This is a genomic window from Stenotrophomonas sp. SBJS02, assembly GCF_020428325.2.
Classification (GTDB): domain Bacteria; phylum Pseudomonadota; class Gammaproteobacteria; order Xanthomonadales; family Xanthomonadaceae; genus Stenotrophomonas; species Stenotrophomonas africana.
In genome coordinates, this window is record NZ_CP109812.1 from 3,857,332 (window position 1) to 3,876,739 (window position 19,408).

General features: G+C 67.6%; 17 protein-coding genes. 5 read left to right on the top strand and 12 right to left on the bottom strand.

The window, feature by feature from the left end; translation table 11 throughout:
- Positions 1-80: 80 nt before the first annotated feature.
- Positions 81-1,085, bottom strand: a complete 1,005-nt coding sequence (gene gap / locus FQS62_RS17840; RefSeq protein ID WP_005414333.1) for a type I glyceraldehyde-3-phosphate dehydrogenase — start codon at positions 1,083-1,085, stop codon at positions 81-83.
- A gap of 192 nt (positions 1,086-1,277) precedes the next feature.
- On the opposite strand from gap, the gene FQS62_RS17845 reads away from it, so the two are divergent.
- The 3 genes from FQS62_RS17845 to FQS62_RS17855 all read left to right on the top strand — a co-directional run bounded on the left by FQS62_RS17845 (position 1,278) and on the right by FQS62_RS17855 (position 3,770).
- Entirely contained in the window at positions 1,278-1,907 is a 630-nt protein-coding gene (locus FQS62_RS17845) for an OmpW/AlkL family protein (protein WP_049447745.1), read from the top strand.
- Between the two features lie 232 nt (positions 1,908-2,139).
- Positions 2,140-2,958 (top strand): S1/P1 nuclease, encoded by an 819-nt coding sequence (locus FQS62_RS17850; RefSeq protein ID WP_208043738.1) that lies wholly within the window; start codon positions 2,140-2,142, stop codon positions 2,956-2,958.
- 11 nt (positions 2,959-2,969) lie between these two features.
- A complete protein-coding gene (locus FQS62_RS17855) occupies positions 2,970-3,770 on the top strand; it encodes an MBL fold metallo-hydrolase (RefSeq protein WP_049446327.1) in 801 nt (266 codons plus the stop codon).
- 65 nt (positions 3,771-3,835) lie between these two features.
- Here the strand turns inward: FQS62_RS17855 and FQS62_RS17860 are convergent, their stop codons facing one another.
- Genes FQS62_RS17860 through FQS62_RS17870 form a run of 3 tightly spaced genes read right to left on the bottom strand, consistent with a single transcriptional unit; the run spans position 3,836 to position 5,953 of the window.
- Positions 3,836-4,399 (bottom strand): hypothetical protein, encoded by a 564-nt coding sequence (locus FQS62_RS17860; protein ID WP_049446326.1) that lies wholly within the window; start codon positions 4,397-4,399, stop codon positions 3,836-3,838.
- Positions 4,396-5,595 carry a M56 family metallopeptidase gene (locus FQS62_RS17865; RefSeq protein ID WP_049446324.1) on the bottom strand — a complete coding sequence of 400 codons (1,200 nt, stop codon included), beginning with the start codon at positions 5,593-5,595 and terminating at the stop codon, positions 4,396-4,398. Before FQS62_RS17865 ends, FQS62_RS17860 begins: the two co-directional genes overlap by 4 nt.
- A complete protein-coding gene (locus FQS62_RS17870; protein ID WP_012481135.1) occupies positions 5,588-5,953 on the bottom strand; it encodes a BlaI/MecI/CopY family transcriptional regulator in 366 nt (121 codons plus the stop codon). The genes FQS62_RS17865 and FQS62_RS17870 overlap by 8 nt, the downstream gene beginning before the upstream one ends.
- A 118-nt stretch (positions 5,954-6,071) precedes the next feature.
- Here FQS62_RS17870 and FQS62_RS17875 point away from each other — a divergent pair, with 118 nt between their 5' ends.
- Both FQS62_RS17875 and FQS62_RS17880 read left to right on the top strand, forming a co-directional pair.
- A complete protein-coding gene (locus tag FQS62_RS17875; protein WP_099589261.1) occupies positions 6,072-6,629 on the top strand; it encodes a flavin reductase family protein in 558 nt (185 codons plus the stop codon).
- Positions 6,630-6,663: 34 nt separating this feature from the next.
- Positions 6,664-8,616 carry an acetyl-CoA hydrolase/transferase C-terminal domain-containing protein gene (locus tag FQS62_RS17880; protein ID WP_107380303.1) on the top strand — a complete coding sequence of 651 codons (1,953 nt, stop codon included), beginning with the start codon at positions 6,664-6,666 and terminating at the stop codon, positions 8,614-8,616.
- Positions 8,617-8,741: 125 nt separating this feature from the next.
- Here the strand turns inward: FQS62_RS17880 and tkt are convergent, their stop codons facing one another.
- From tkt to FQS62_RS17920, 8 genes are all read right to left on the bottom strand, one after another.
- A complete protein-coding gene (gene tkt / locus FQS62_RS17885) occupies positions 8,742-10,739 on the bottom strand; it encodes a transketolase (protein ID WP_088480095.1) in 1,998 nt (665 codons plus the stop codon).
- Between the two features lie 213 nt (positions 10,740-10,952).
- Positions 10,953-12,272: a dicarboxylate/amino acid:cation symporter gene (locus FQS62_RS17890; RefSeq protein WP_088480094.1), complete on the bottom strand. Its 1,320-nt coding sequence runs from the start codon at positions 12,270-12,272 to the stop codon at positions 10,953-10,955.
- A gap of 57 nt (positions 12,273-12,329) precedes the next feature.
- Positions 12,330-14,045 (bottom strand): BatD family protein, encoded by a 1,716-nt coding sequence (locus FQS62_RS17895; RefSeq protein WP_088480093.1) that lies wholly within the window; start codon positions 14,043-14,045, stop codon positions 12,330-12,332.
- The gene (locus tag FQS62_RS17900) at positions 14,042-15,862 is read right to left on the bottom strand and encodes a tetratricopeptide repeat protein (RefSeq protein ID WP_208044031.1); all 1,821 of its coding nucleotides are present in this window, start codon (positions 15,860-15,862) and stop codon (positions 14,042-14,044) included. The genes FQS62_RS17895 and FQS62_RS17900 overlap by 4 nt, the downstream gene beginning before the upstream one ends.
- A complete protein-coding gene (locus FQS62_RS17905) occupies positions 15,859-16,863 on the bottom strand; it encodes a vWA domain-containing protein (RefSeq protein ID WP_208044032.1) in 1,005 nt (334 codons plus the stop codon). The genes FQS62_RS17900 and FQS62_RS17905 overlap by 4 nt, the downstream gene beginning before the upstream one ends.
- Positions 16,860-17,309 carry a DUF4381 family protein gene (locus tag FQS62_RS17910; protein WP_049444596.1) on the bottom strand — a complete coding sequence of 150 codons (450 nt, stop codon included), beginning with the start codon at positions 17,307-17,309 and terminating at the stop codon, positions 16,860-16,862. The genes FQS62_RS17905 and FQS62_RS17910 overlap by 4 nt, the downstream gene beginning before the upstream one ends.
- Entirely contained in the window at positions 17,306-18,235 is a 930-nt protein-coding gene (locus FQS62_RS17915) for a DUF58 domain-containing protein (RefSeq protein ID WP_208044033.1), read from the bottom strand. Before FQS62_RS17915 ends, FQS62_RS17910 begins: the two co-directional genes overlap by 4 nt.
- Before the next feature lie 8 nt (positions 18,236-18,243).
- Entirely contained in the window at positions 18,244-19,269 is a 1,026-nt protein-coding gene (locus FQS62_RS17920; RefSeq protein WP_049444601.1) for an AAA family ATPase, read from the bottom strand.
- Positions 19,270-19,408: the final 139 nt, after the last annotated feature.

The following is a 19,408-nucleotide window of genomic DNA, read 5'->3' on the forward strand; positions in this document are numbered from 1 at the left end:
CGGCCCATGCTACGACAGGGCCGGCCCCATAAACGACGAACCCCGGCCAGGCCGGGGTCCGTCTGCGATCTACGCCCGCCTTACTTGGCGGCGATGACCTTGGCCATTTCCAGGCACTTGTTCGAGTAGCCCCACTCGTTGTCGTACCAGGTGACCAGCTTGACGAAGGTGCCGTCCAGGGCGATGCCGGCGTCGGCGTCGAACACCGAGGTGCAGGTCTCGCCACGGAAATCGGTGGCCACCACCTTGTCTTCGGTGTAGCCCAGGATGCCCTTCAGCGGGCCTTCGCTCTGTGCCTTCACTTCCGCGCAGATCTCGGCGTAGGTGGCTTCCTTTTCCAGCTCGACGGTCAGGTCGACCACCGACACGTCCGAGGTCGGGACGCGGAAGCTCATGCCGGTCAGCTTCTTGTTCAGTTCCGGGATGACCACGCCGACGGCCTTGGCCGCACCGGTGGACGACGGAATGATGTTCTCCAGGATGCCACGGCCACCGCGCCAGTCCTTGTTGGACGGGCCATCGACGGTCTTCTGGGTGGCGGTTGCCGCATGCACGGTGGTCATCAGGCCGCGCTTGATGCCCCACTTGTCGTTGATGACCTTGGCCAGCGGAGCCAGGCAGTTGGTGGTGCACGAAGCGTTGGAAATGATCGCCTGGCCGGCGTAGGTCTTGTCGTTCACGCCGTACACGAACATCGGCGTGTCGTCCTTCGACGGCGCCGACATGATGACCTTCTTGGCGCCGGCATCGATGTGCTTCTGCGCGGTTTCCTTGGTCAGGAACAGGCCGGTGGCTTCCAGCACCACGTCGGCGCCGACTTCGTCCCACTTCAGGTTGGCCGGGTCGCGCTCCTGGGTCAGGCGGATCTTCTTGCCGTTGACCAGCAGGTCGTTGCCCTGCACCGCCACGTCGGCCTTGAAACGGCCGTGCACGGAGTCGTACTTGAGCATGTAGGCCAGGTAATCCGGCTCCAGCAGATCGTTGATGGCCACGATTTCGATGTCGTCGCCGAAGTTCAGCACCGCCGAGCGCAGGACATTACGCCCGATGCGACCGAAACCGTTGATACCAACCTTGATTGCCATTTCTCAAGCTCCTGCAGCCGCGACGGGTGCGGCGGGATGGATAGGGCCCACAAGTCTAGCAAACCGTCGCTGGCCACCGTGGGCCAGCCGGGCCCCGCGGCGGGCTGCCGGACAGGATTTGATCCGGATCAAAGCGTTAGCGCGGCGTGAGGCCGAGACTGTCGCCATCCACCCAGCAACGAGAACATCCCCATGCGCAAGACCTCCCCCCTGATCGTGGCCAGCCTGGCCGCCGCCCTGTCCCTTGCCGCTGCCCCGGCCATGGCCCAGTCCAAGGGCGACTGGACCGTTTCGGCCGGCATCCACCAGGTGGCGCCGAAGTCGAACAACGGCTGGCTGGCGGGCCACACCCTGAAGGTCGACGTCGACAACGACGTCAAGCCGACCATCACCGGCGAGTACTTCATTGCCGACAACCTGGGCATCGAAGTGCTGGCCGCGCTGCCGTTCAAGCACGACATCAACATCAATGGCCTCGGCCGCGTCGGCAGCACCAAGCAGTTGCCGCCGGTGGTGACTCTGCAGTACCACTTCAACAGCAAGGGCAAGGTCTCGCCGTTCGTCGGCGCGGGCGTGAACTACACGACCTTCTTCAGCGAAGACACCACCGGTGCGCTGGCCGGCAGCAAGCTGAAGCTGCAGGATTCGTGGGGTCTGGCCGCGCATGCGGGCATCGACTTCGCGATCGGCGAGAAGGGCGCCCTGCGTGTGGACATGCGCTGGATCGACATCGACAGCAAGGTGAAGTTGAACGGCGAGAAGATCGGCACGGTCAACATCGATCCGCTGGTCTACGGCGCTTCGTACGTCTTCAAGTTCTAAGCGGTGTGTTGGGCGCGGGGGCTTCGCCCCCGCTCCCCCGCCATACGCAAAACCCTCGCAGCATGTTGCCCCGGTGATTGCCGGGGCTTTTTTTGTGCCTGGGACTGAAGCGGTTCCGGAGCTGGGGCGAGGCGGGGAGCAGAGCCGGGACACGCCGCGCCTCCCGCTGCGCTCCCGCTTCGGAACAGGAACGCGCCGCTCTTCAATCCACCTACCCCGCTAGAATGTGCGCATGAAAGCCCTGCACTCCCTGTTCCTCGCCGCCGCCCTCGCGCCGGCCCTGCTGTCCGTCTCCGCCCCCGCCCATGCCTGGGGCGCGCAAGGCCACCGCCTGGTCGCCGAAGTCGCCGACACCCGTCTCAACCCCGCTGCGCGCGCTGAAGTCGACCGCCTGCTGGCCACCGAACCCGGCGCCACCCTTGCCAGCATCGCGCCCTGGGCCGACCAGCTGCGCGCCAAGGACCCGGGCCTGGGCCGCCGCTCGGCCGGTTGGCACTACGTCAACATCGCCGAAGATGGCTGCCACTACGAGGCGCCGAAGCACTGCAAGAGCGGCAACTGCATCGTCGAAGCGCTGAAGGCGCAGAGCGCGATCCTCGGCGACCGCAGCCTGACCGATGGCGAGCGCTTGCAGGCGCTGAAGTTCGTCGTGCACCTGGTCGGCGACATCCATCAGCCGATGCACGCCGGCTACGCCCACGACAAGGGCGGCAACGATTTCCAGCTGCAGTTCGGCAACCGCGGCACCAACCTGCACTCGCTGTGGGACAGCGGCATGCTCAACACCCGCAAGCTGGACGATGCGGGCTATCTGCCGCTGCTGCAGAGCCAGCGCGCGCCGAAGCTGGCGCACCAGTCCAACCCGCAGCGCGACCCGCAGACGTGGGCCGAGGCCAGCTGCCGCATCTCCATGCAAGCTGGCGTTTATCCGGCCACGCGTAAAATCGGTGACGAATACACCGAGCGCTACCGGCCGCTGGCCGAAGCGCAGCTGCGACTGGCCGGTGAAAACCTGGCGCAGTTGCTGAACCGCGTGCTCGGCGCGCGCTGAGGAGAGCTCCGATGTCGGTCCAGGTGCAGTCGTTCTTCCACCGTGACAGCAACACCTTCAGCTACCTGGTCAGCGACCCGGCCAGTAGCGAGGCAGCGCTGATCGACCCGGTCCTGGACTACGACCCGGATACCGACGCCAGCAGTGAAGCGCCGCTGCATGGCGCGTTGCAGGCCATCGAGCAACAAGGCCTGCAGCTGCGCTGGCTGCTGGAAACCCATGCCCACGCTGACCATGTGTCGGCCGGGCGCCGCCTGAAGCGTCGCTTCCCGCAGGCCACGCTGGCCATCGGCGAAGGCATCCGCGCGGTACAGGCAACGTTTGCACCACGCTATGGCCTGCAGCTTCCTGCCGCAGATGAAATCTTCGATCACCTGTTCAGCGACGGCGAAACCTTCGCTCTGGGCGAACTACGCTGTCAGGTGATCGCCGTACCCGGCCATACCAGCGACAGCATTGCCTATCTGATCGACGATGCGTTGTTCACCGGTGACTCGCTGTTCATGCCCGACGGTGGCACTGCCCGCTGCGATTTCCCGGGCGGCGATGCCGCGCAGCTGTACCGCTCGATCCAGCGCCTGCTGGCCCTGCCCGATGCAACGCGCGTGTTTGTCTGCCACGACTATGGCCCGGGTGGCCGCGGCTTCGCCAACGAAACCACCGTCGGCGAACAGCGCGCGCACAACATCCACGTGCACGACGGTGTGGCCGAGGCGGAATTCGTCAGCGTGCGACAGGCCCGCGATGCCACGCTGGAAGAACCGAAACTGATGCAGCCGGCGGTGAAGGCCAACATCCAGGGCGGGGCCTGATAGGCGCCGCGCGGTACCCGCCGGGCAAGGCCCGGCGCTACCGTTCCGTCGGGAATCAGCCCTGTTCACTTCCCCTGCGTGCGCACCACATGCTGGCCCTTCACGACCTCGAAGGTGAAAGCGTACTGCAGGGTGACAGCCACCGGTTCGACCCGCTCGGCACTGCGGCAGTCGCCGCGATCAGCCGGCACCTTGCCCGGTGCGAAGTGGCAGACCGCGGCAGACGAGTACTTCCACATGGCAACCGCCTCCTGCGCTGCCTGCAGCAAGGGCGCATTCTCCGGTGCCTCACCCGCACTGCATTCGCTGCGGTCGGTCAGCGGGATGCTGCGCTCAACGCTGCCCTGCGCATCCACCACCACCTGCAGGCAGACCGTAGTCGGCGGCAGCGAGGTGCGTGGATCACGCTCGCCCACTACCGGATCCGGTGCCGTATGCAGCTGCGGCATGCGGTAGCCTTCGCTGGCGGCCAGCGTGTAGCGCTGGATCTGGCCGGTCCCTCCCCCCGCATCGGGCCGCAGGCGCTGGTGACCGACATTTTCGCTGCGGGTATCGACCGTGGTCAGGCGATCCTGGGTTGCACACCCCACCAGCAGCGCCGCCATCATCAACAGCGGCGCGGACTTCACTTCGCGTCCTCGGTGTCATCCATGGCGAAGGTGATCGGAATCTTCACCGCCCCTGCAACCGGCTGGCCATGCTTCACCGCCGGCCGATAGGTCCAGCTGCGTGCGGCGGCGATCGACACCGCATCGAACACGCCCGGGTTGGTGGCACTGAGCACCTGGACATCAGTGGGATGCCCTTGGGCGTCCACTTCCACGCGCAGGTTCACTACGCCCACCTGGCGCTGCTCGACCGCGGACTTCGGGTAGGACGGTGGCGGCATCTTGTCGACCTGGATCTCCCGATCCATGACGGGCCCTGCCGGGCCTCCCGCCGTACCGCCCTGGCTGGCCCACGCCACCGCTCCCATTCCCAGACACAACCCGACCACCAGTACCTGCCCCGACACCCACGGCAATGCCTTCCGCTTGGACTGCTTCAACATGGCGATACGCTCCTTCAACACGGGTTGGCCGCGCCAATGGCAGACCGCGGGCGCAACCGGGTGGACCAGCTGCGCCTTCAGCAGCGTGCTGGCGTAGAGGCCGCGCAGCGCAGGCTGCGGGGCCATGGTGCGGGCATCACAGGCCAGCTCCTGATCGCGCAGGAAGCGGCGTGCAGCCCACGGCACCAGCGGGTGGAACCAGAACGCCGCGCGCATCAGCAGCAGCGCGCCGTTGGCCCAGTGATCGCCGTTGCGACGGTGGTTGCGCTCATGCTGCAGGATCAGGCCCTGCTCCTGTGCACTGAACTGCTGATCGAATTCCGGGCCGACCACGATGCGCGGCCGCCACAGGCCCACCAGCGCGGGCAGGCCTGGATCGCCGCTGGCCTGCCAGCTTCCATCGGTGCGCAGCTTCAGTGGCCCCATGCGCCGTTCGAAACGACGCTGCGCGCGCAAGTCGCGCAGCAGGCAGATACCCGCGCCCAGTGCCCACAGCGTGAACAACAGCCCGGCCCATGAAAGCCAATGCCCGGCCACGCTATCAAGGGCACCGGGCATCACTTTCAGCGGCAGCGTGGGCACCTGCTGCAACAGCGCAGCCTGCGGCAATGGCAGCAGCAAGGCCACCAGCAGCATCGGCAACAACCACCAGCTGCGATAGGCCAGTCCCGCGCCGCCCAATCGCACCAGCAATGGCCGCATCACCGCCAGCAGGACCACGCCCACCGCCAGCCACAGGCTGGCCCGCCACAGTCCGTCGAGCAGCTCAGTCATGGTCCAGCTCCTGGATGAGCTTCTTCAGTTCGGCGATGTCCTGCGCGCTCAACTGGCCACGTTCGCTGAAGTGCGCGACCAGCGGCGCCACGCGCCCTTCAAAGACTCGCCCGATGAAATCCTGGCTCTGCGCCTCCACCCAGGCCTGGCGCTGCAGCAGCGGCCGGTACAGGTAGCGCCGTCCATCACGTTCGGCGGCGATCGCGCCCTTGGTCAGCAGGCGGTTGAGCAAGGTCTTGATGGTCGGCTCGGCCCAGTCGCGGTGGGCCAGCGCGGCGACCACTTCGTCGGCGCTACGCGGTGCCTGCTGCCACAGCACCTCCATCACAACGGCTTCGGCTTCGCTGATCGGGGTCATGGTTTACATCCGTAATCGACGATTCGATTACGCGCGTAATCGAATCGCCTGTCAAGCCTCTCGACTCCAGGTTCATCGAATCTGCGCCAGCATCGGTTCCTCCCGCCCCAGGCCCCGGATGAAAGCGCTGCGCAAGAAGGATTTCCCGGTCGAGCAGGCCCGCCGCTTCCTCGAACCCGGCCCGATCGTGCTGGTTAGCACGGCTTGGCGCGGCCAGCGCAACCTGATGACGATGGGCTGGCATATGGTGATGGGCTTCTCGCCTTCGCTGGTCGCCACCTACCTGTGGAACGAAAACCACAGCCATGCGCTGGCCCGTGGCAGCGGCGAGTGCGTGATCAACGTGCCCGGCGTGGAGCTGCTCGATACCGTGGTGGACATCGGCAACTGCAGCGGCCGCGAGGTCGACAAGTTCGCCCGTTTCGAGCTCGATGCGCTGCCCGCGCGCGAGGTCGGCGCGCCGCTGGTCGGCCAATGTCATTCGTGCTTCGAATGCCGCTTGTACGACGACAGCCAGGTGGCGTCGAGCAACCTGTTCATCTGGGAAATCGTGCGCGCCCACGTCGCGCCCCGGCCAAAGCTGCCGCGCACGGTGCATTACCGGGGCGATGGGCAGTTCATGGTGTCCGGCGCGGAAGTCTCGCGTCGACGGCGGTTCAAGCCCGACATGCTGTAATGCCAGCACTCCCCCACACGCAGGACCGCCGCGCATGACCGAACACCTCACCGACCTGGACGCCGCTGTCGACTGGTTGTTTGCGCGCGTGGACGGGCCGCTGCGGATCGGGGCACCGCTGGCACTGGGCAAGCCACACCGGCTGCTCAATGCCCTCTACGCACGCGTCGAGCACGACCCTTCGCGGCCGCTGCAGCTGTATACCGCGCTGTCGCTGAATCCGCCGAAGGCGCGGGGCAACGGCCTGGAAGCGCGCTTCCTGGCGCCGTTCGCGCAGCGCCATTTCGGCGACGACTTCCCGCGCCTGGCTTATGCCGATGCGATCGCGCGCGACGCGTTGCCGGCACATGTGCAGGTGGAAGAGTTCTACATGCAATCCGGCGCCCTGCTCGGGTCGCGGCAGGCGCAATCCAGCTATACCAGCCTGAACTACACCCACGCCGCCGATGCGGTGGCGCAGCGCGCGCCGCAGGTGATCGTGCAGAAGGTGGCGATGCGGCCCGATGACCGCCGGCTCTCGCTGTCTTGCAACAACGACATCACCCAGGACACGCTGGATGCGATGACCGCGCGCGGGCTGCCGCGCCCGTTGCTGATCGCCGAGATCGACCCGCAGCTGCCCTATCTGGGCGGCTCGGCGACGGTCGATGTGTCGTTCTTCGATCTGGTGATCACCCCGCCACCGCCGTACCCGGCGTTGTTCGGCCTGCCGCGGCAGCCAGTTGGCGATGCTGACTACGCCATTGGCCTGTACGCCAGCACGCTGGTGCGCGATGGCGGCACCCTGCAGATTGGCATCGGCACGCTGGCCGATGCGCTCAGCCATGCGCTGGTGCTGCGCCACACTGACAACGCCCGCTACCGCCGCGTACTGCACGCGCTGGACCCGCAGCTGGCCAGCCACCCGCTGGTGCAGGAAATCGGCGGACTGGATCCGTTCGAGGTGGGCCTGTACGGCTGCAGCGAGATGCTCAACGAGGGCTTCCGCCGGCTGGTGCAGACCGGGGTGATCAAGCGCAAGGTGCACGACGACCTGGCGCTGATGCAGCGCATTGAAAATGGCAGCACGCTGTCCATCGATCACGCCACCCTGGCCGCCGAGGGCGAGTACCTGCATGGCGCGTTCTACCTGGGCTCGCCGGAATTCTACGAGTGGCTGCGCACATTGCCGGAAGACGAGTGCCGCGCGATCGGCATGCGCCGGATCAGCGAGATCAACCAGCTGTACGGCGGCAACGAAACGTTGGAACGCCTGCAGCGCCGGCACGCGCGCTTCTTCAACTCCTGCATGATGGCCACCGCGCTGGGTGCGGCGGTGTCGGATGCGCTGGACGACGGACGCGTAGTGTCCGGCGTAGGCGGCCAGTACAACTTCGTGGCGATGGCACATGCGCTGCCGGAAGCGCGCAGCGTGCTGATGTTCCGCGCCGCGCGCGATGACAAGGGCCAGCGCGAATCCAACGTTCGCTGGAACTACGGGCATACCACCATCCCGCGCCACCTGCGCGACATCTACCTCAACGAATACGGCATCGCCGATCTGCGTGGGCTGACCGACGAGGACTGCGTGCATGCGATGACCGCGATCACCGAAGCCCCGTTCCAGGGCGGCCTGCTGCAGCAGGCACATGCCTCACGCAAGCTGCTGGCCGCCGCGCAACCAGATCCGGAACAGCAGCAGCGCAACACGCCGCAGGCATTGGCCGCCGCACTGGCACCCTTCCGCGCCGATGGCAGCCTGCCGGACTATCCGCTGGGCAGCGACTTCAACGAGATCGAGCAGGTGCTGGTGAAGGCGCTGGGTTGGCTGAAGGCCAACACGCAGACCCGCGCCGACAAGCTGCGTACCGTCTGGGCAGCGCTGCGCCAACCGGCCGGCGATGGCGATGCGGTGTACCTGCAGCGCATGGGCCTGCAGGCCCCGAAGGATTTCGCCGAACGCCTGGACGCGCGCCTCCTGCGGCTGGCACTGGCGCGCACCGCCTGAGACAAGGGGACGGAGGGGATTAAGTCTTTGTGCACAAACGACTTAATCCCCTCCGTCCCCTTTTTCCTGCGGCAAAGAAAAGGCCGGCGTGCGCCGGCCTTTCCTTCATCACGCTGCGATGCTGCTTACAGCGACTTGGCCGCTTCCACCACGTGGGCGGCGGTGATGCCGAAGTGCTTGTACAGCTGGTCGGCCGGAGCCGAGGCACCGAAGGTGTCGATACCGATCACGGCACCGTCCAGGCCGACGAACTGGCGCCAGAAACCGGTGACGCCGGCTTCCACGGCCACGCGCTTGCGCACGGCATTGGGCAGCACCGATTCACGGTAGGCCGCATCCTGGCGCAGGAACACGTCGGTGGACGGCATCGAGACCACGCGGGTCTTGAGGCCGGCCGCGTCCAGCTGGGCCTTGGCTTCGGTGGCCAGCGAGACTTCCGAACCGGTGGCGATCAGGATCACGTCCGGGGTGCCGGCAGCATCGGCCAGCACGTAACCACCGCGTTCGATCTGGGCGATCTGCTCGGCGCTGCGCGGCTGGTGCGGCAGGTTCTGGCGGCTGAACACGAGGCAGCTCGGGCCGTCCTGACGCGTGATCGCGGCCTTCCAGCTCACTGCCGACTCGACCGCATCGCACGGACGCCACACGTCGTTGTTCGGGATGTAGCGCAGCGAGGCCAGGTGCTCCACCGGCTGGTGGGTCGGGCCGTCTTCGCCCAGGCCGATCGAGTCGTGGGTGTAGACGTGGATGGCGTGGGCCGGGATCAGCGCGCTCATGCGCACGCCGTTGCGGGCGTAGTCGCTGAACACCAGGAAGGTGGCGTCGAACGGAATGAAGCCACCGTGCAGGGCCAGGCCATTGGCAATGGCGGTCATGCCGAACTCGCGCACGCCGTAGTACACGTAGTTGGCGTTGGCGTCGTCGCTGGCAACCGATTTGCTGCCCTTCCACAGGGTCAGGTTGGAGTGCGCCAGGTCGGCCGAGCCGCCGACGATTTCCGGCAACAGCGGGGCGAAGGCTTCAATGGCCAGCTGCGAGGCCTTGCGCGAAGCGATCGTCGGGCCTTCAGCGGCCACCTGGGCGATGTAGGCATCGGCCTTGGCAACGAAGTCGGCCGGCAGCTCGCCGTGCGAGCGGCGGGTCAGTTCGGCGGCTTCGCCCGGGTACTGGCTGGCGTACTTGTCGAACAGCTGTTCCCACTCGGCCTGGCGCAGGGTGCCGGCGCCATTGGCGCGCCAGCCGTCGTAGATCGCCTGCGGGATCTCGAACGGACCGTACTCCCAGCCCAGCTGCTTGCGGGTGGCCTCCAGCTCGTCCTTGCCCAGCGGTGCGCCGTGGCTGGATTCCTTGCCCGCCTTGTTCGGCGAACCAAAACCAATGGTGGTGCGGCAGCAGATCAGGGTCGGCTTGTCGCTCTGCGACAGCGCGGCCTCGATGCCGGCCTTGATGCTCTCCGGGTCGTGGCCATCAACATCGCGCACCACGTTCCAGCCATAGGCCTCGAAACGCTCCGGGGTGTTGTCGGTGAACCAGCCCTCGACGTTGCCGTCGATGGAGATGTGGTTGTTGTCCCAGAAGCAGACCAGCTTGTGCAGGCCCCAGGTGCCAGCCAGCGATGCCGCTTCATGCGACACGCCTTCCATCAGGCAGCCATCGCCCATGAACACCCAGGTGCGGTGGTCGACCACTTCCAGCTCCGGGCGGTTGAAGCGCTGAGCCAGCAGCTTCTCGGCCAGGGCGAAGCCCACGGCGTTGGCAAAACCCTGGCCCAGCGGGCCGGTGGTGGTTTCCACGCCCGGGGTCTCGTGGCGTTCCGGGTGACCGGCGGTGTGGCTGCCCAGCTGGCGGAACAGCTTCAGCTGCTCGATCGGCAGGTCGTAACCGCTCAGGTGCAGCAGCGCGTACTGCAGCATCGAACCGTGGCCGTTGGACAGCACGAAACGGTCGCGGTTGAACCAGTGCGGATTGCTCGGGTTATGGCGGAGGTAGTCGTTCCAGAGGACTTCGGCGATGTCGGCCATGCCCATGGGCATGCCGGGGTGGCCGGACTTTGCGGTTTCAACCGCATCGGCGGCAAGGAAGCGGATGGCGTTGGCCAACTGGCGACGGGTAGGCTGCGTCATGGTTCTGTCGGAATCGGGAGGCGGCCGCGGACGTGCGGGCGGCCTATTGTCCCATAGTCGTCGGGCCGGGGGTCGGTTCACCGTGCCCGGTCGTGGCGGCCGCTGGCCGGCACTTCATGATCTCCGCCGGATTCCGCATGTGAAAAGGGGTCGGATTCCTTTCTTTGCGGAAAGGAATCGACCCCGATCAGGTCGCCAGCAGTGGCTCCGGACTCAGTCCTGCTGCGGGCCCAGCGCCGGGCCATCGTGGCCTTCGCCCTTGGCCACCAGCGTGGTCAGGGCCAGGTCGCCAGTCACGTTCAGCGCGGTACGGCACATGTCCAGGAAGTGGTTCACGCCCAGGATCAGGCCGATGCCGAGCGGATTCACGCCCACCATCGCGCAGATCATCGCCACCACCGGCAGCGAGCCCGACGGCACGCCGGCAGTGCCGATGCCACCGAGGATGCAGACCGCCATCACCATGATCTGCTGGCCGATGCTCAGGTCCACGCCGAAGAACTGGGCCAGGAAGATCACCGTCACGCCCTCGAACAGCGCGGTGCCGTTCTGGTTGGCGGTGGCGCCCACGGTCAGCACGAAGCGCGACACGCGCTGCGGCAGGCCCATCTGGTCGGCCACGCGCAGCGCGGTCGGCAGGGTGGCGTTGCTGGAGGCCGTGGAGAACGCCATCACCGTCGCTTCCTGGGTATCGCGGAAGAACGACAGCGGCGAGCGACCGGACAGCCATACGGCCGTACCGTAGGTCACCACCATGTGCAGGCCGAGGGCCAGCACCACCACGCCCACGTAGGCGCCCAGGCGGATGATCAGCTCGAAGCCGAACAGCGCGGCCAGGTTGAACATGAAGCAGGCCACCGCATACGGGGCCAGACGGATGACCAGGTTGATCAGGGTCATCGAGATTTCGAACACGCCTTCGATGGCGCGGCGCAGCGGGGCGACCTTCTCGTTGTCGGTCAGCACCATGCCGATGCCGAACATCAGCGCGAAGAACATCAGCGACAGGATCGCACCGTTGTCAGACGCAGCCTGCAGCACGTTGCTCGGCACGATCGACAGCAGCATGTCCATGCCCTTCGGCGTGCCATGGATGCCAGCAACGATTTCCTTGCTGCGCTCGGCGTTCTCCGACAGCATCATCGCGGCGACCTGCGGGTCGACGCCGGCACCCGGCTTGAGCAGGTTGACCAGCACCAGGCCGATGCCCACGGCAATGCCGGACAGCAGCACGGTGTAGGCCAGCGTTTTCCAGCCGATGCGGCCGAGGGCGCGGATGTCGCCCATCTCCGACACACCCATGATCAGCGCCGAGAAGATCAGCGGCACGATCAGCATGAAGATCAGGTTGAGGAACAGGCCCGACGCCGGGGTAGTGACGTAGTCCATTACCCACTTGGCACCGGCCTGCAGACCATCGACGCTGCCGCCCAGGGCGTGCACGATCAGTCCCAGGACCAGGCCGATCGCAAAGCCGATGCCCATCTTCCAATGCAGGGGCAACTTCTTCTTGTCGGCAGCAGCTGCTGTCATACGCGGGTTTCCTCGAAAAATGAATGCACTCTAACAAAGCGCGCAAGCGGCGCCGGTTCAGGTTCGCCGTGGCGGATACAGCGGCGCCAGCCCAGTGTCGACGGCACCCGCGTCCGTCGACCAGTGCGGTCCGTCACGGAAGACTTCGCGCAGGCGCGCACGCAGCGGCGCCAGATCACCCTGCCCGCCCCAGCGCGCCTGCTGCAGGTCCTGCAGCACCTGGCGCTGGGCTGCATCCTCAAGCCGCGCGATGACCTGTTCGATGCGTTCAACGCCGGCCATCGCACACAGCTGTGCTTCAACCTGGTCGAACCCCTCGCCATCGAGCGCGCGGCGCAGTTCGGCCAGGCCGGCACGTCCGCTCGCCACAGTCGGCACAGAGGGCTTGCCAGCGACAGGCGTCACTGCACGCGGGCGCCGGCCTCGCTGCCAGCCCCACAACAGGGTCAACAGCCACAGCAGCGCCAGACCGATGGCCGCCGCCATCCACGGCCACGGACGCTCGGCCAGGCCGCTGGCGCGCGGATCGGTGGCCGCGATACGGCTGTCCTGGCCATCGGTGCCCGGCAATGCGGCGTCGGTGTCGATCGGTGGCAACGTTGCCGGTGAGGCAGTGCCCGTGCCGGTGCCGGCCGCAACCGTCAGTGTCAGGTCCGGCAGCTTCGCCTCCTGCGCCTTGCCGTTGCGCACGTCCCACCAGGGCAGGCGCGGCCCTGGCACCGCCAGCGCACCCGGCTGGCGCGGCACGATCGAATAACGGCGGGTGATCTTCAGCCGCGGCGTACTGCCGTTGAAGGTCTCTTCGTACTGCGCGGGTTCGGCAAACACCTGCGCATTGGCGCCGACATCCGGCACCGGCAGGTCGGTGAACTGCGCGCGGGTCGCGCCTTCAGCAATCGCCTCGACCACCACGTTGGCCGCTTCGCCGGTACGGGCACTGGTCGGCGCACTGGTGTAGCGCAGCTGCAGATTCTGCAGTGGCAGCCATGGCTGCGGCGCCTGTGCCGGCTGTGCCTGCACCTGCAACGTGCGGTCAGCGCCGGTGGCATTCATGCGCCCGTCGCCACCACCGAAGAAGTCATCGAAGAAGCCGCCCGCGCTGCGCCCGCTGAAACGGGCACCGGCGAGGCGCAACGCGCCGCTGCGCTCCGGGATCAGCAGGAAGCGCCGCTCGACCACGTTGTAGCGGCGGCCATTGACCTGTCGCACATCGGTGCGATCATCGCCCACCCGCTGCAATGACGCGCCTGCCGGGGTATCCAGCACCAGTTCGCCGGAGGCCAGCTGCGAAGCGAAATACAGCCGCACCACCACGCCTACGCTCTGCTGCACATACGGTGTCTGGTCATCGACAACGGTTTCGATGAACGCCACCGCATTGCTGTCAGGGCCGGCCACGGCAGCGGCATCCACCTGCAGGGTCAGCGGCGCGGTACGTACGCTGCCCACCTGCAGGCCCGGCACCACCAGTGCACCGCTGCGCCGTGGCGTCAGCGCCACGCCGTACAGGTTGCGCTGCTGCATGCTGCCGTTGCTCCACTCCACCTGGCGGCTGCTGGTCTGCCCGCTGAGGTCGAAGTCGGTACGCAATGGCGTGAAGTCCGGCGCGCCCTGGTCGCTCTCGACATTGAGCGTGACCGTGTCGCCCATCGCGATGCGGTCGCGGTCCAGCCACGCGCGCGGCTGCGCCCAGGCCAGCAGCGGCAGCCACAGCAGCAGTGCCGCCAGTACCTGCAGTGGCCAGCGCCCGTGCATGTTGATCGCCCGCGTCATCGCCCTTCCCTCTTCCTGCGTTCGTTTTCCAGCTGGAACTTGGCCCGCAGCAGTGCCCCCGGGTCATCCGGTACGCGCCGCATCCAGGCCTCCACCGCTTGTTGCTCCTCGCGTTGGCGCGGGGTGCTGCCGTCACTGCCTGGCACGGGCTTGCCATCCTGTTCGCCCTTGCCCTCACGTGCCTGCTGCATTGCCTGCTGCATGCGCTGGCGCTGCTGCTCATCCGCCTGGGCCTGCGCCTTGGCATCCTCCACCTGCGGCGGCGCCTGTTGGCCATCGCGGCCACGCTCGCCGGGCTGCGGGCTCGACGGGTTCCTGTCGTCACCGGGCTTGGGCTGGCCATGCTGGCCCGGCTGCGGCTGGCCCTGGCCGGGATTCTGCTGGCCCTGCTGCGGCTGCTGGCCCTGGCCGTTCTGCGGTTGCTTCTGCTGCCCGTTCTGCGGCGGTTTCTGCTGATCCTGGCCTTTGCCACCCGATTGCTTGCGCTTGCGTGCGGCATCGACCACGGCACGGTTGGCGACCGCATCGGCCATGCCGGGATGCAGCGCCAACGCGCGGTCGTAGGCGGCAATGGCTTCGTCGTAGTTGCCCTGGCGCGCCAGCGTATTGGCCAGGTTGTACCAGCCGGCATCGCTGTCGATGCCTTCGAATTGCTTGCGTGCGTTGGCAAAGTCGCCACTGCGGTAAGCCTGTACGCCTTCCGCCAAGCGCTGGTGCTGCAGTTGATCAGCACGCTTCCACAGCGTGCCCTGCACGGGCTGCGAAGCGGCCGCTGGAGGTGCCTGTGCCTGCACATTCCCCATCCACGGCAGCAGGCCCACTGCCAGCACGGCCGCCAGCACCGCGCGGCGACGGAAGGCGAGCAGCGCCAGCAGCATCACCGGTGGCACCAGCCAGAACCCTTCATCACGCCATTGCTTGCCCTCGCCCGGCCGCTGCGCCGCGGCACCTTCGCGTGCATCAAGTACACCGAGCGCGTGCAGGTCACTGTCATCGGCGGCGATGCGGGCATAGCGGCCACCGCCTGCGGTGGCCACTGCACGCAGGCTGCCTTCGTCCAGCGCAGCCTGGCGGATCTGCCCACTGCCGTCCCGGTACGCCGCACCAGCGGGCGTCCCCAGGCCCAGCACCGACACCTGCAGGCCGAGGTTGCGCGCCTGCGCTGCGGCCAGTGCCGCTTCATCATCCGCCTGATCGCTGACCAGCAGGATCTGCCCCCGCAATGCCCCGATCTGGCGCATCAACCGCGTCGCCCAGTCGATGCCGCGGTCGGCACGTTGGCCATCACGTGGCATCACATCGGGCGACAACGCGTCCAGATACAGCGCAACGTTGCTGCCGTCGTCGGTCAGCGGCGCCACGGTGTAGGCATCTTCGGCATAGACCACCAGGCCCACCTGGCCGCCCTGGCGTGCGCGCAGCAGCTCGCCCACCTTCGCCCGCGCCTGCAGCAGGCGCGAGGGCGGCAGATCGGTGGCGGTAATCCGGCTGGACAGATCCAGCACCACCAGCAGCGGTGCGCTGGCCTGGAACATCGGCTGCGCCTGCTGCCGCCAGCTCGGTCCGGCCATGGCCAGCGAGGCCAGCGTCCAGCCCAGCAGCACGGCCCAGGGCAGGCGTGCACGCCGGCGCTTGCCCGCAGCCAGCAGATGAGGCAACAGGTGGGCATCCACCGCGGTTCGCCACACATCGCTGCGCCGCTGCCGGTACAACGCCAGCGCAAGAATGACCGGCAACGCCAGCAGGGCCCACAGCCATTCCGGGCGCAGGAAGTGCAGCGCATTCCAGTCGGGAAGATGGGAAGCCAACGCGATCATCGTCGACGCTCCGGCCACACCCATGCCAATGCGCCCAGCAACAACGCCAGACCCAACGGCCAGGCATAGCGCTCTTCGCGCGGGCGCAGGCTCGGCCCCTTCGCTGCGATCGGTTCCAGCCGATCCAGTTCGGCATAGATGCCGGCCAGCTGCGCGGTGTCACGGGCGCGGAAGAACTGGCCGCCGGTCATGCTCGCGATCTTCTTCAACGTAGCCTCGTCGACCGGATCCTGGTCGGCGGATACGGGAATGCCGAACAGGCGCATGCTGCCATCACCACCAAATGCCACGGTATGGATACGCACACCTTCGGCGCGGGCCACTTCCGCCGCGCGCAGCGGTTCCAGCACGCCGGCGTTGCTGACGCCGTCGGTCAGCAGGATCAGCACGCGCTGTCCCTCGGGTTGGCTGCGCAGGCGTTTCACTGCCAGGCCGATGGCATCACCGATGGCCGTCTCGCGGCCGGCCAGGCCGACCACGCTGTCGCGCAGCTGGTCACGCACGCTGGCCAGGTCGGCAGTAAGCGGTGTAAGCGTGTAGGCGCGGTCGCCGAAGATCAGCAGGCCGATGCGATCACCGGCACGACGATCAAGGAAATCGGCCAGCACGGCCTTGGCTGCGGTCAGGCGATCCACCGCCTGCCCACCCAGCACCATGTCGCCCTCGCCCATGCTGCCGGACACGTCCATCGCCAGCATCATCTGCCGGCCCTGCTGCGGTGGCGTGATCGCTTCGCCCAGCTGTTGCGGGCGAGCCAGTGCGACGCACAGCGCGCACCAGCCCAGCCACAACAGCAGCGTACGCAGCCACGAAACATCAACGCGGCCGCCTCCGGCCAGCGCTTCCAGTTCCGTCGCCGCATAGGGCACGCGCAGCGCAGCGCCGGGATCGGCACGACGCTTCCACCAGCGCATCAGCAACGGCAACGGCAGCGCCAGCAGGGCCAGCGGCCACGCCAGCTGCAGGTCCGGCCATGGCCAGTAACTTGCCAGCAGGTTCATCGGCGCCGCTCCAGCAGCATGGCCAGATAGCGCTCGCGCGCCCAACTGCGCAGCGCCGCCACATCGCTGGCGTCCACCCGTGGGCGATAGGCGCCTTCCGCCAGCAGACTGCGACGTGCCGCGGGCAGCGTGCCTTTCGGATCCACACGCTGCCACCACGCATCATCGCGCAGGGATTCACTGCCGGGCTGTGCCTGGCGCGCGGCGCGACGCAGCAGTCCGGCGATTGCCGCCAGTTCTGCAGCAGCATCGGCGGTGGTCGCCAGCTCCTGGTCGAACAGCTGCAACCAGCGCTGGCGGCGTCGGCGACGCTGCCACCACAGCAAGGCCAACGCCACCAGCAACAGCAGCACCCCACCGCCGATCATCAGATAGCCTGGCGCCGGTGGCCACCACGATGGGGCCGGCGGCAGCTGCACATCGCGCAGCGGCAGGTTGGCGCTCATGCCGGCACCTCGGTGGGGGAGGGTGCCAGCCAGACATCGCTGGGCGCATCGGTGGACAGCACCTGCACATCAACACGGCGCGCGCCAAGCTGGCGTCGCAGTTCCTGCAGCGGTTCGACGAAGTGGGCCTGCCAATGGGCCTGCACCTCGCTGCGTCGCAGGTCGAGGCCGATGCGCTGCTGCGCGGTCTGGAACTGCAGCGCGGCCGAGGGCGGCTGCATCTCCAACGGATCGACCAGCAGCACCAGGCTGAGGTCATGGTGCTGGGCCAGCGCGCTCCAGCGCGCCGGTGGAATACGGATGGCCTGCTGCGGATCGGCCAGCAGCAGCATGCGCGCGCCCGGGCGCAGCACGCGGGCCGCATGGTCCAGCGCGCGCTCCAGGCCAAGGTCATCGGCCGGGGGCTGCGCGTACCAGCGGGTGAGCGCATCCAGCACGCGCAGCACGCCACGGGGGCCTCCTGCCGGTGCAATCGGTGGTTCACGGTCGCTGCCACGCAGGGCTCCGATGCGATCACCACGACGCTGCGCCGACCACGCGGCAACGGCGCCCGCACGTGCAGCCTGCACCGACTTGAAGCGCACGCGGGTGCCGAAGTACAGGGCCGGCGAGGTATCGGCCACGATCAGGCTGACCCGCTCGCGCTCGGCCTGGAACAGCTTGGTGTGGGCACGGCCGGTACGCGCGGTCACCCGCCAGTCGATATGGCGTGCATCGTCACCGGCCACGTACTCGCGCGACTCGGCGTATTCCATGCCGCGGCCGCGCAGCGGGGAAGGTGCCTGGCCCGCGTTGCCGGCACGGCCACGGCGTGGCGGCGGCGGTCGCTGTGCAAGGCGGCGCAGCGCCACCAGCTCGGCCAGCTGCGGGCGCAGCCCGTCACCGTCGCTGGCGGAAGAGACGTCGTGCAGGGATGGATCGGTCATGCGCAGGCTCAGGGTGCCGGCACCCGGGCCAGCAGCTCCTGCACCAGGCGTTCGCCATCCCAGCCTTCAGCGGTAGCTTCGTAGCTGGGCAGCACGCGATGGCGCAGCACGTCGGCGGCAACCGCTCGCACATCATCGGGGGTGACGAAATCGCGGCCAGCCAGCCAGGCACGCGCACGCGCACAGCGTTCCAGCGCGATGGAACCACGTGGGCTTGCCCCCCAGGCAATGCGACGGCCAAGGCCAGCGTCATAACGCGACGGCTCACGCGAGGCCAGCACCAGCTCGATCAGGTAGCGTTCCAGCGCTGGCGCCATGTGCAGGTCCAGCACTTCGCGGCGGGCATCGAACACATCCTGCATCGGCAGCTTCTCCGGTGCCGGTGCCGCCTCGCCCAGCGCGCCGCGGGCACGCTCGCGGGCCAGGCGCAGGATCTCCGATTCGGCGGCCTGATCGGGGTAGCTGATGCGCACGTGCATCAGGAAGCGGTCCAGCTGTGCTTCCGGCAGCGGGAAGGTGCCTTCCTGCTCGATCGGGTTCTGCGTGGCCATCACCAGGAACAGCGGCGGCAGCGCGTAGGTGTGGCGGCCAACGGTGACCTGGCGCTCGCCCATCGCTTCCAGCAGTGCCGACTGCACCTTGGCCGGCGCGCGGTTGATTTCATCGGCCAGCAGGATCGGGTGGAAGATCGGGCCAGGTACGAATTCGAAGCGGCCTTCCTGCGGGCGCCAGATCTCGGTACCGGTCAGATCGGCCGGCAGCAGGTCCGGGGTGAACTGCACGCGGGCGAAGTCAGCCTCCAGGCGCGAGGCCAGCGCACGGATCGCCGTGGTCTTGGCCAGGCCCGGAGCGCCTTCCACCAGCAGGTGACCATCGGCCAGCAGCGCGATCAGCAGGCGTTCGACCAGTGCCGCCTGGCCGACGATCTCGGCCGACAGGGCGTCCCGCAGCTGGGTGAAGGCGCCATGCAGGCGGGAGGCGGCCGGCGCGGGCGGCGGCGTGGCGGATTCGGGCATCGGCGGTGGCAGGTTCATGGGGGCCTTTGACCGGCGCGGGACGGCACGGGTTCCCGACATCATCGCAGGGTGCTCTGCGATTGGCATCAAGAACGGCTGAACGGCCCATCCACGCATGGCGGGGATCTACTTGTGGAAACGAGGAAGGGCCGCGCAT

Bases quoted from the DNA above. Each gene is read 5' to 3' on its own strand.
- FQS62_RS17895 (WP_088480093.1), bottom strand. From the start codon at position 14,045: ATGACGCGGGCGATCAACATGCACGGGCGCTGGCCACTGCAGGTACTG.
- FQS62_RS17870 (WP_012481135.1), bottom strand. From the start codon at position 5,953: ATGACCCCGATCAGCGAAGCCGAAGCCGTTGTGATGGAGGTGCTGTGG.
- FQS62_RS17865 (WP_049446324.1), bottom strand. From the start codon at position 5,595: ATGACTGAGCTGCTCGACGGACTGTGGCGGGCCAGCCTGTGGCTGGCG.
- FQS62_RS17890 (WP_088480094.1), bottom strand. From the start codon at position 12,272: ATGACAGCAGCTGCTGCCGACAAGAAGAAGTTGCCCCTGCATTGGAAG.
- FQS62_RS17850 (WP_208043738.1), top strand. From the start codon at position 2,140: ATGAAAGCCCTGCACTCCCTGTTCCTCGCCGCCGCCCTCGCGCCGGCC.
- FQS62_RS17855 (WP_049446327.1), top strand. From the start codon at position 2,970: ATGTCGGTCCAGGTGCAGTCGTTCTTCCACCGTGACAGCAACACCTTC.
- FQS62_RS17845 (WP_049447745.1), top strand. From the start codon at position 1,278: ATGCGCAAGACCTCCCCCCTGATCGTGGCCAGCCTGGCCGCCGCCCTG.
- gap (WP_005414333.1), bottom strand. From the start codon at position 1,085: ATGGCAATCAAGGTTGGTATCAACGGTTTCGGTCGCATCGGGCGTAAT.
- FQS62_RS17905 (WP_208044032.1), bottom strand. From the start codon at position 16,863: ATGAACCTGCTGGCAAGTTACTGGCCATGGCCGGACCTGCAGCTGGCG.
- FQS62_RS17915 (WP_208044033.1), bottom strand. From the start codon at position 18,235: ATGACCGATCCATCCCTGCACGACGTCTCTTCCGCCAGCGACGGTGAC.
- FQS62_RS17910 (WP_049444596.1), bottom strand. From the start codon at position 17,309: ATGAGCGCCAACCTGCCGCTGCGCGATGTGCAGCTGCCGCCGGCCCCA.
- tkt (WP_088480095.1), bottom strand. From the start codon at position 10,739: ATGACGCAGCCTACCCGTCGCCAGTTGGCCAACGCCATCCGCTTCCTT.
- FQS62_RS17920 (WP_049444601.1), bottom strand. From the start codon at position 19,269: ATGAACCTGCCACCGCCGATGCCCGAATCCGCCACGCCGCCGCCCGCG.
- FQS62_RS17875 (WP_099589261.1), top strand. From the start codon at position 6,072: ATGAAAGCGCTGCGCAAGAAGGATTTCCCGGTCGAGCAGGCCCGCCGC.
- FQS62_RS17900 (WP_208044031.1), bottom strand. From the start codon at position 15,862: ATGATCGCGTTGGCTTCCCATCTTCCCGACTGGAATGCGCTGCACTTC.
- FQS62_RS17880 (WP_107380303.1), top strand. From the start codon at position 6,664: ATGACCGAACACCTCACCGACCTGGACGCCGCTGTCGACTGGTTGTTT.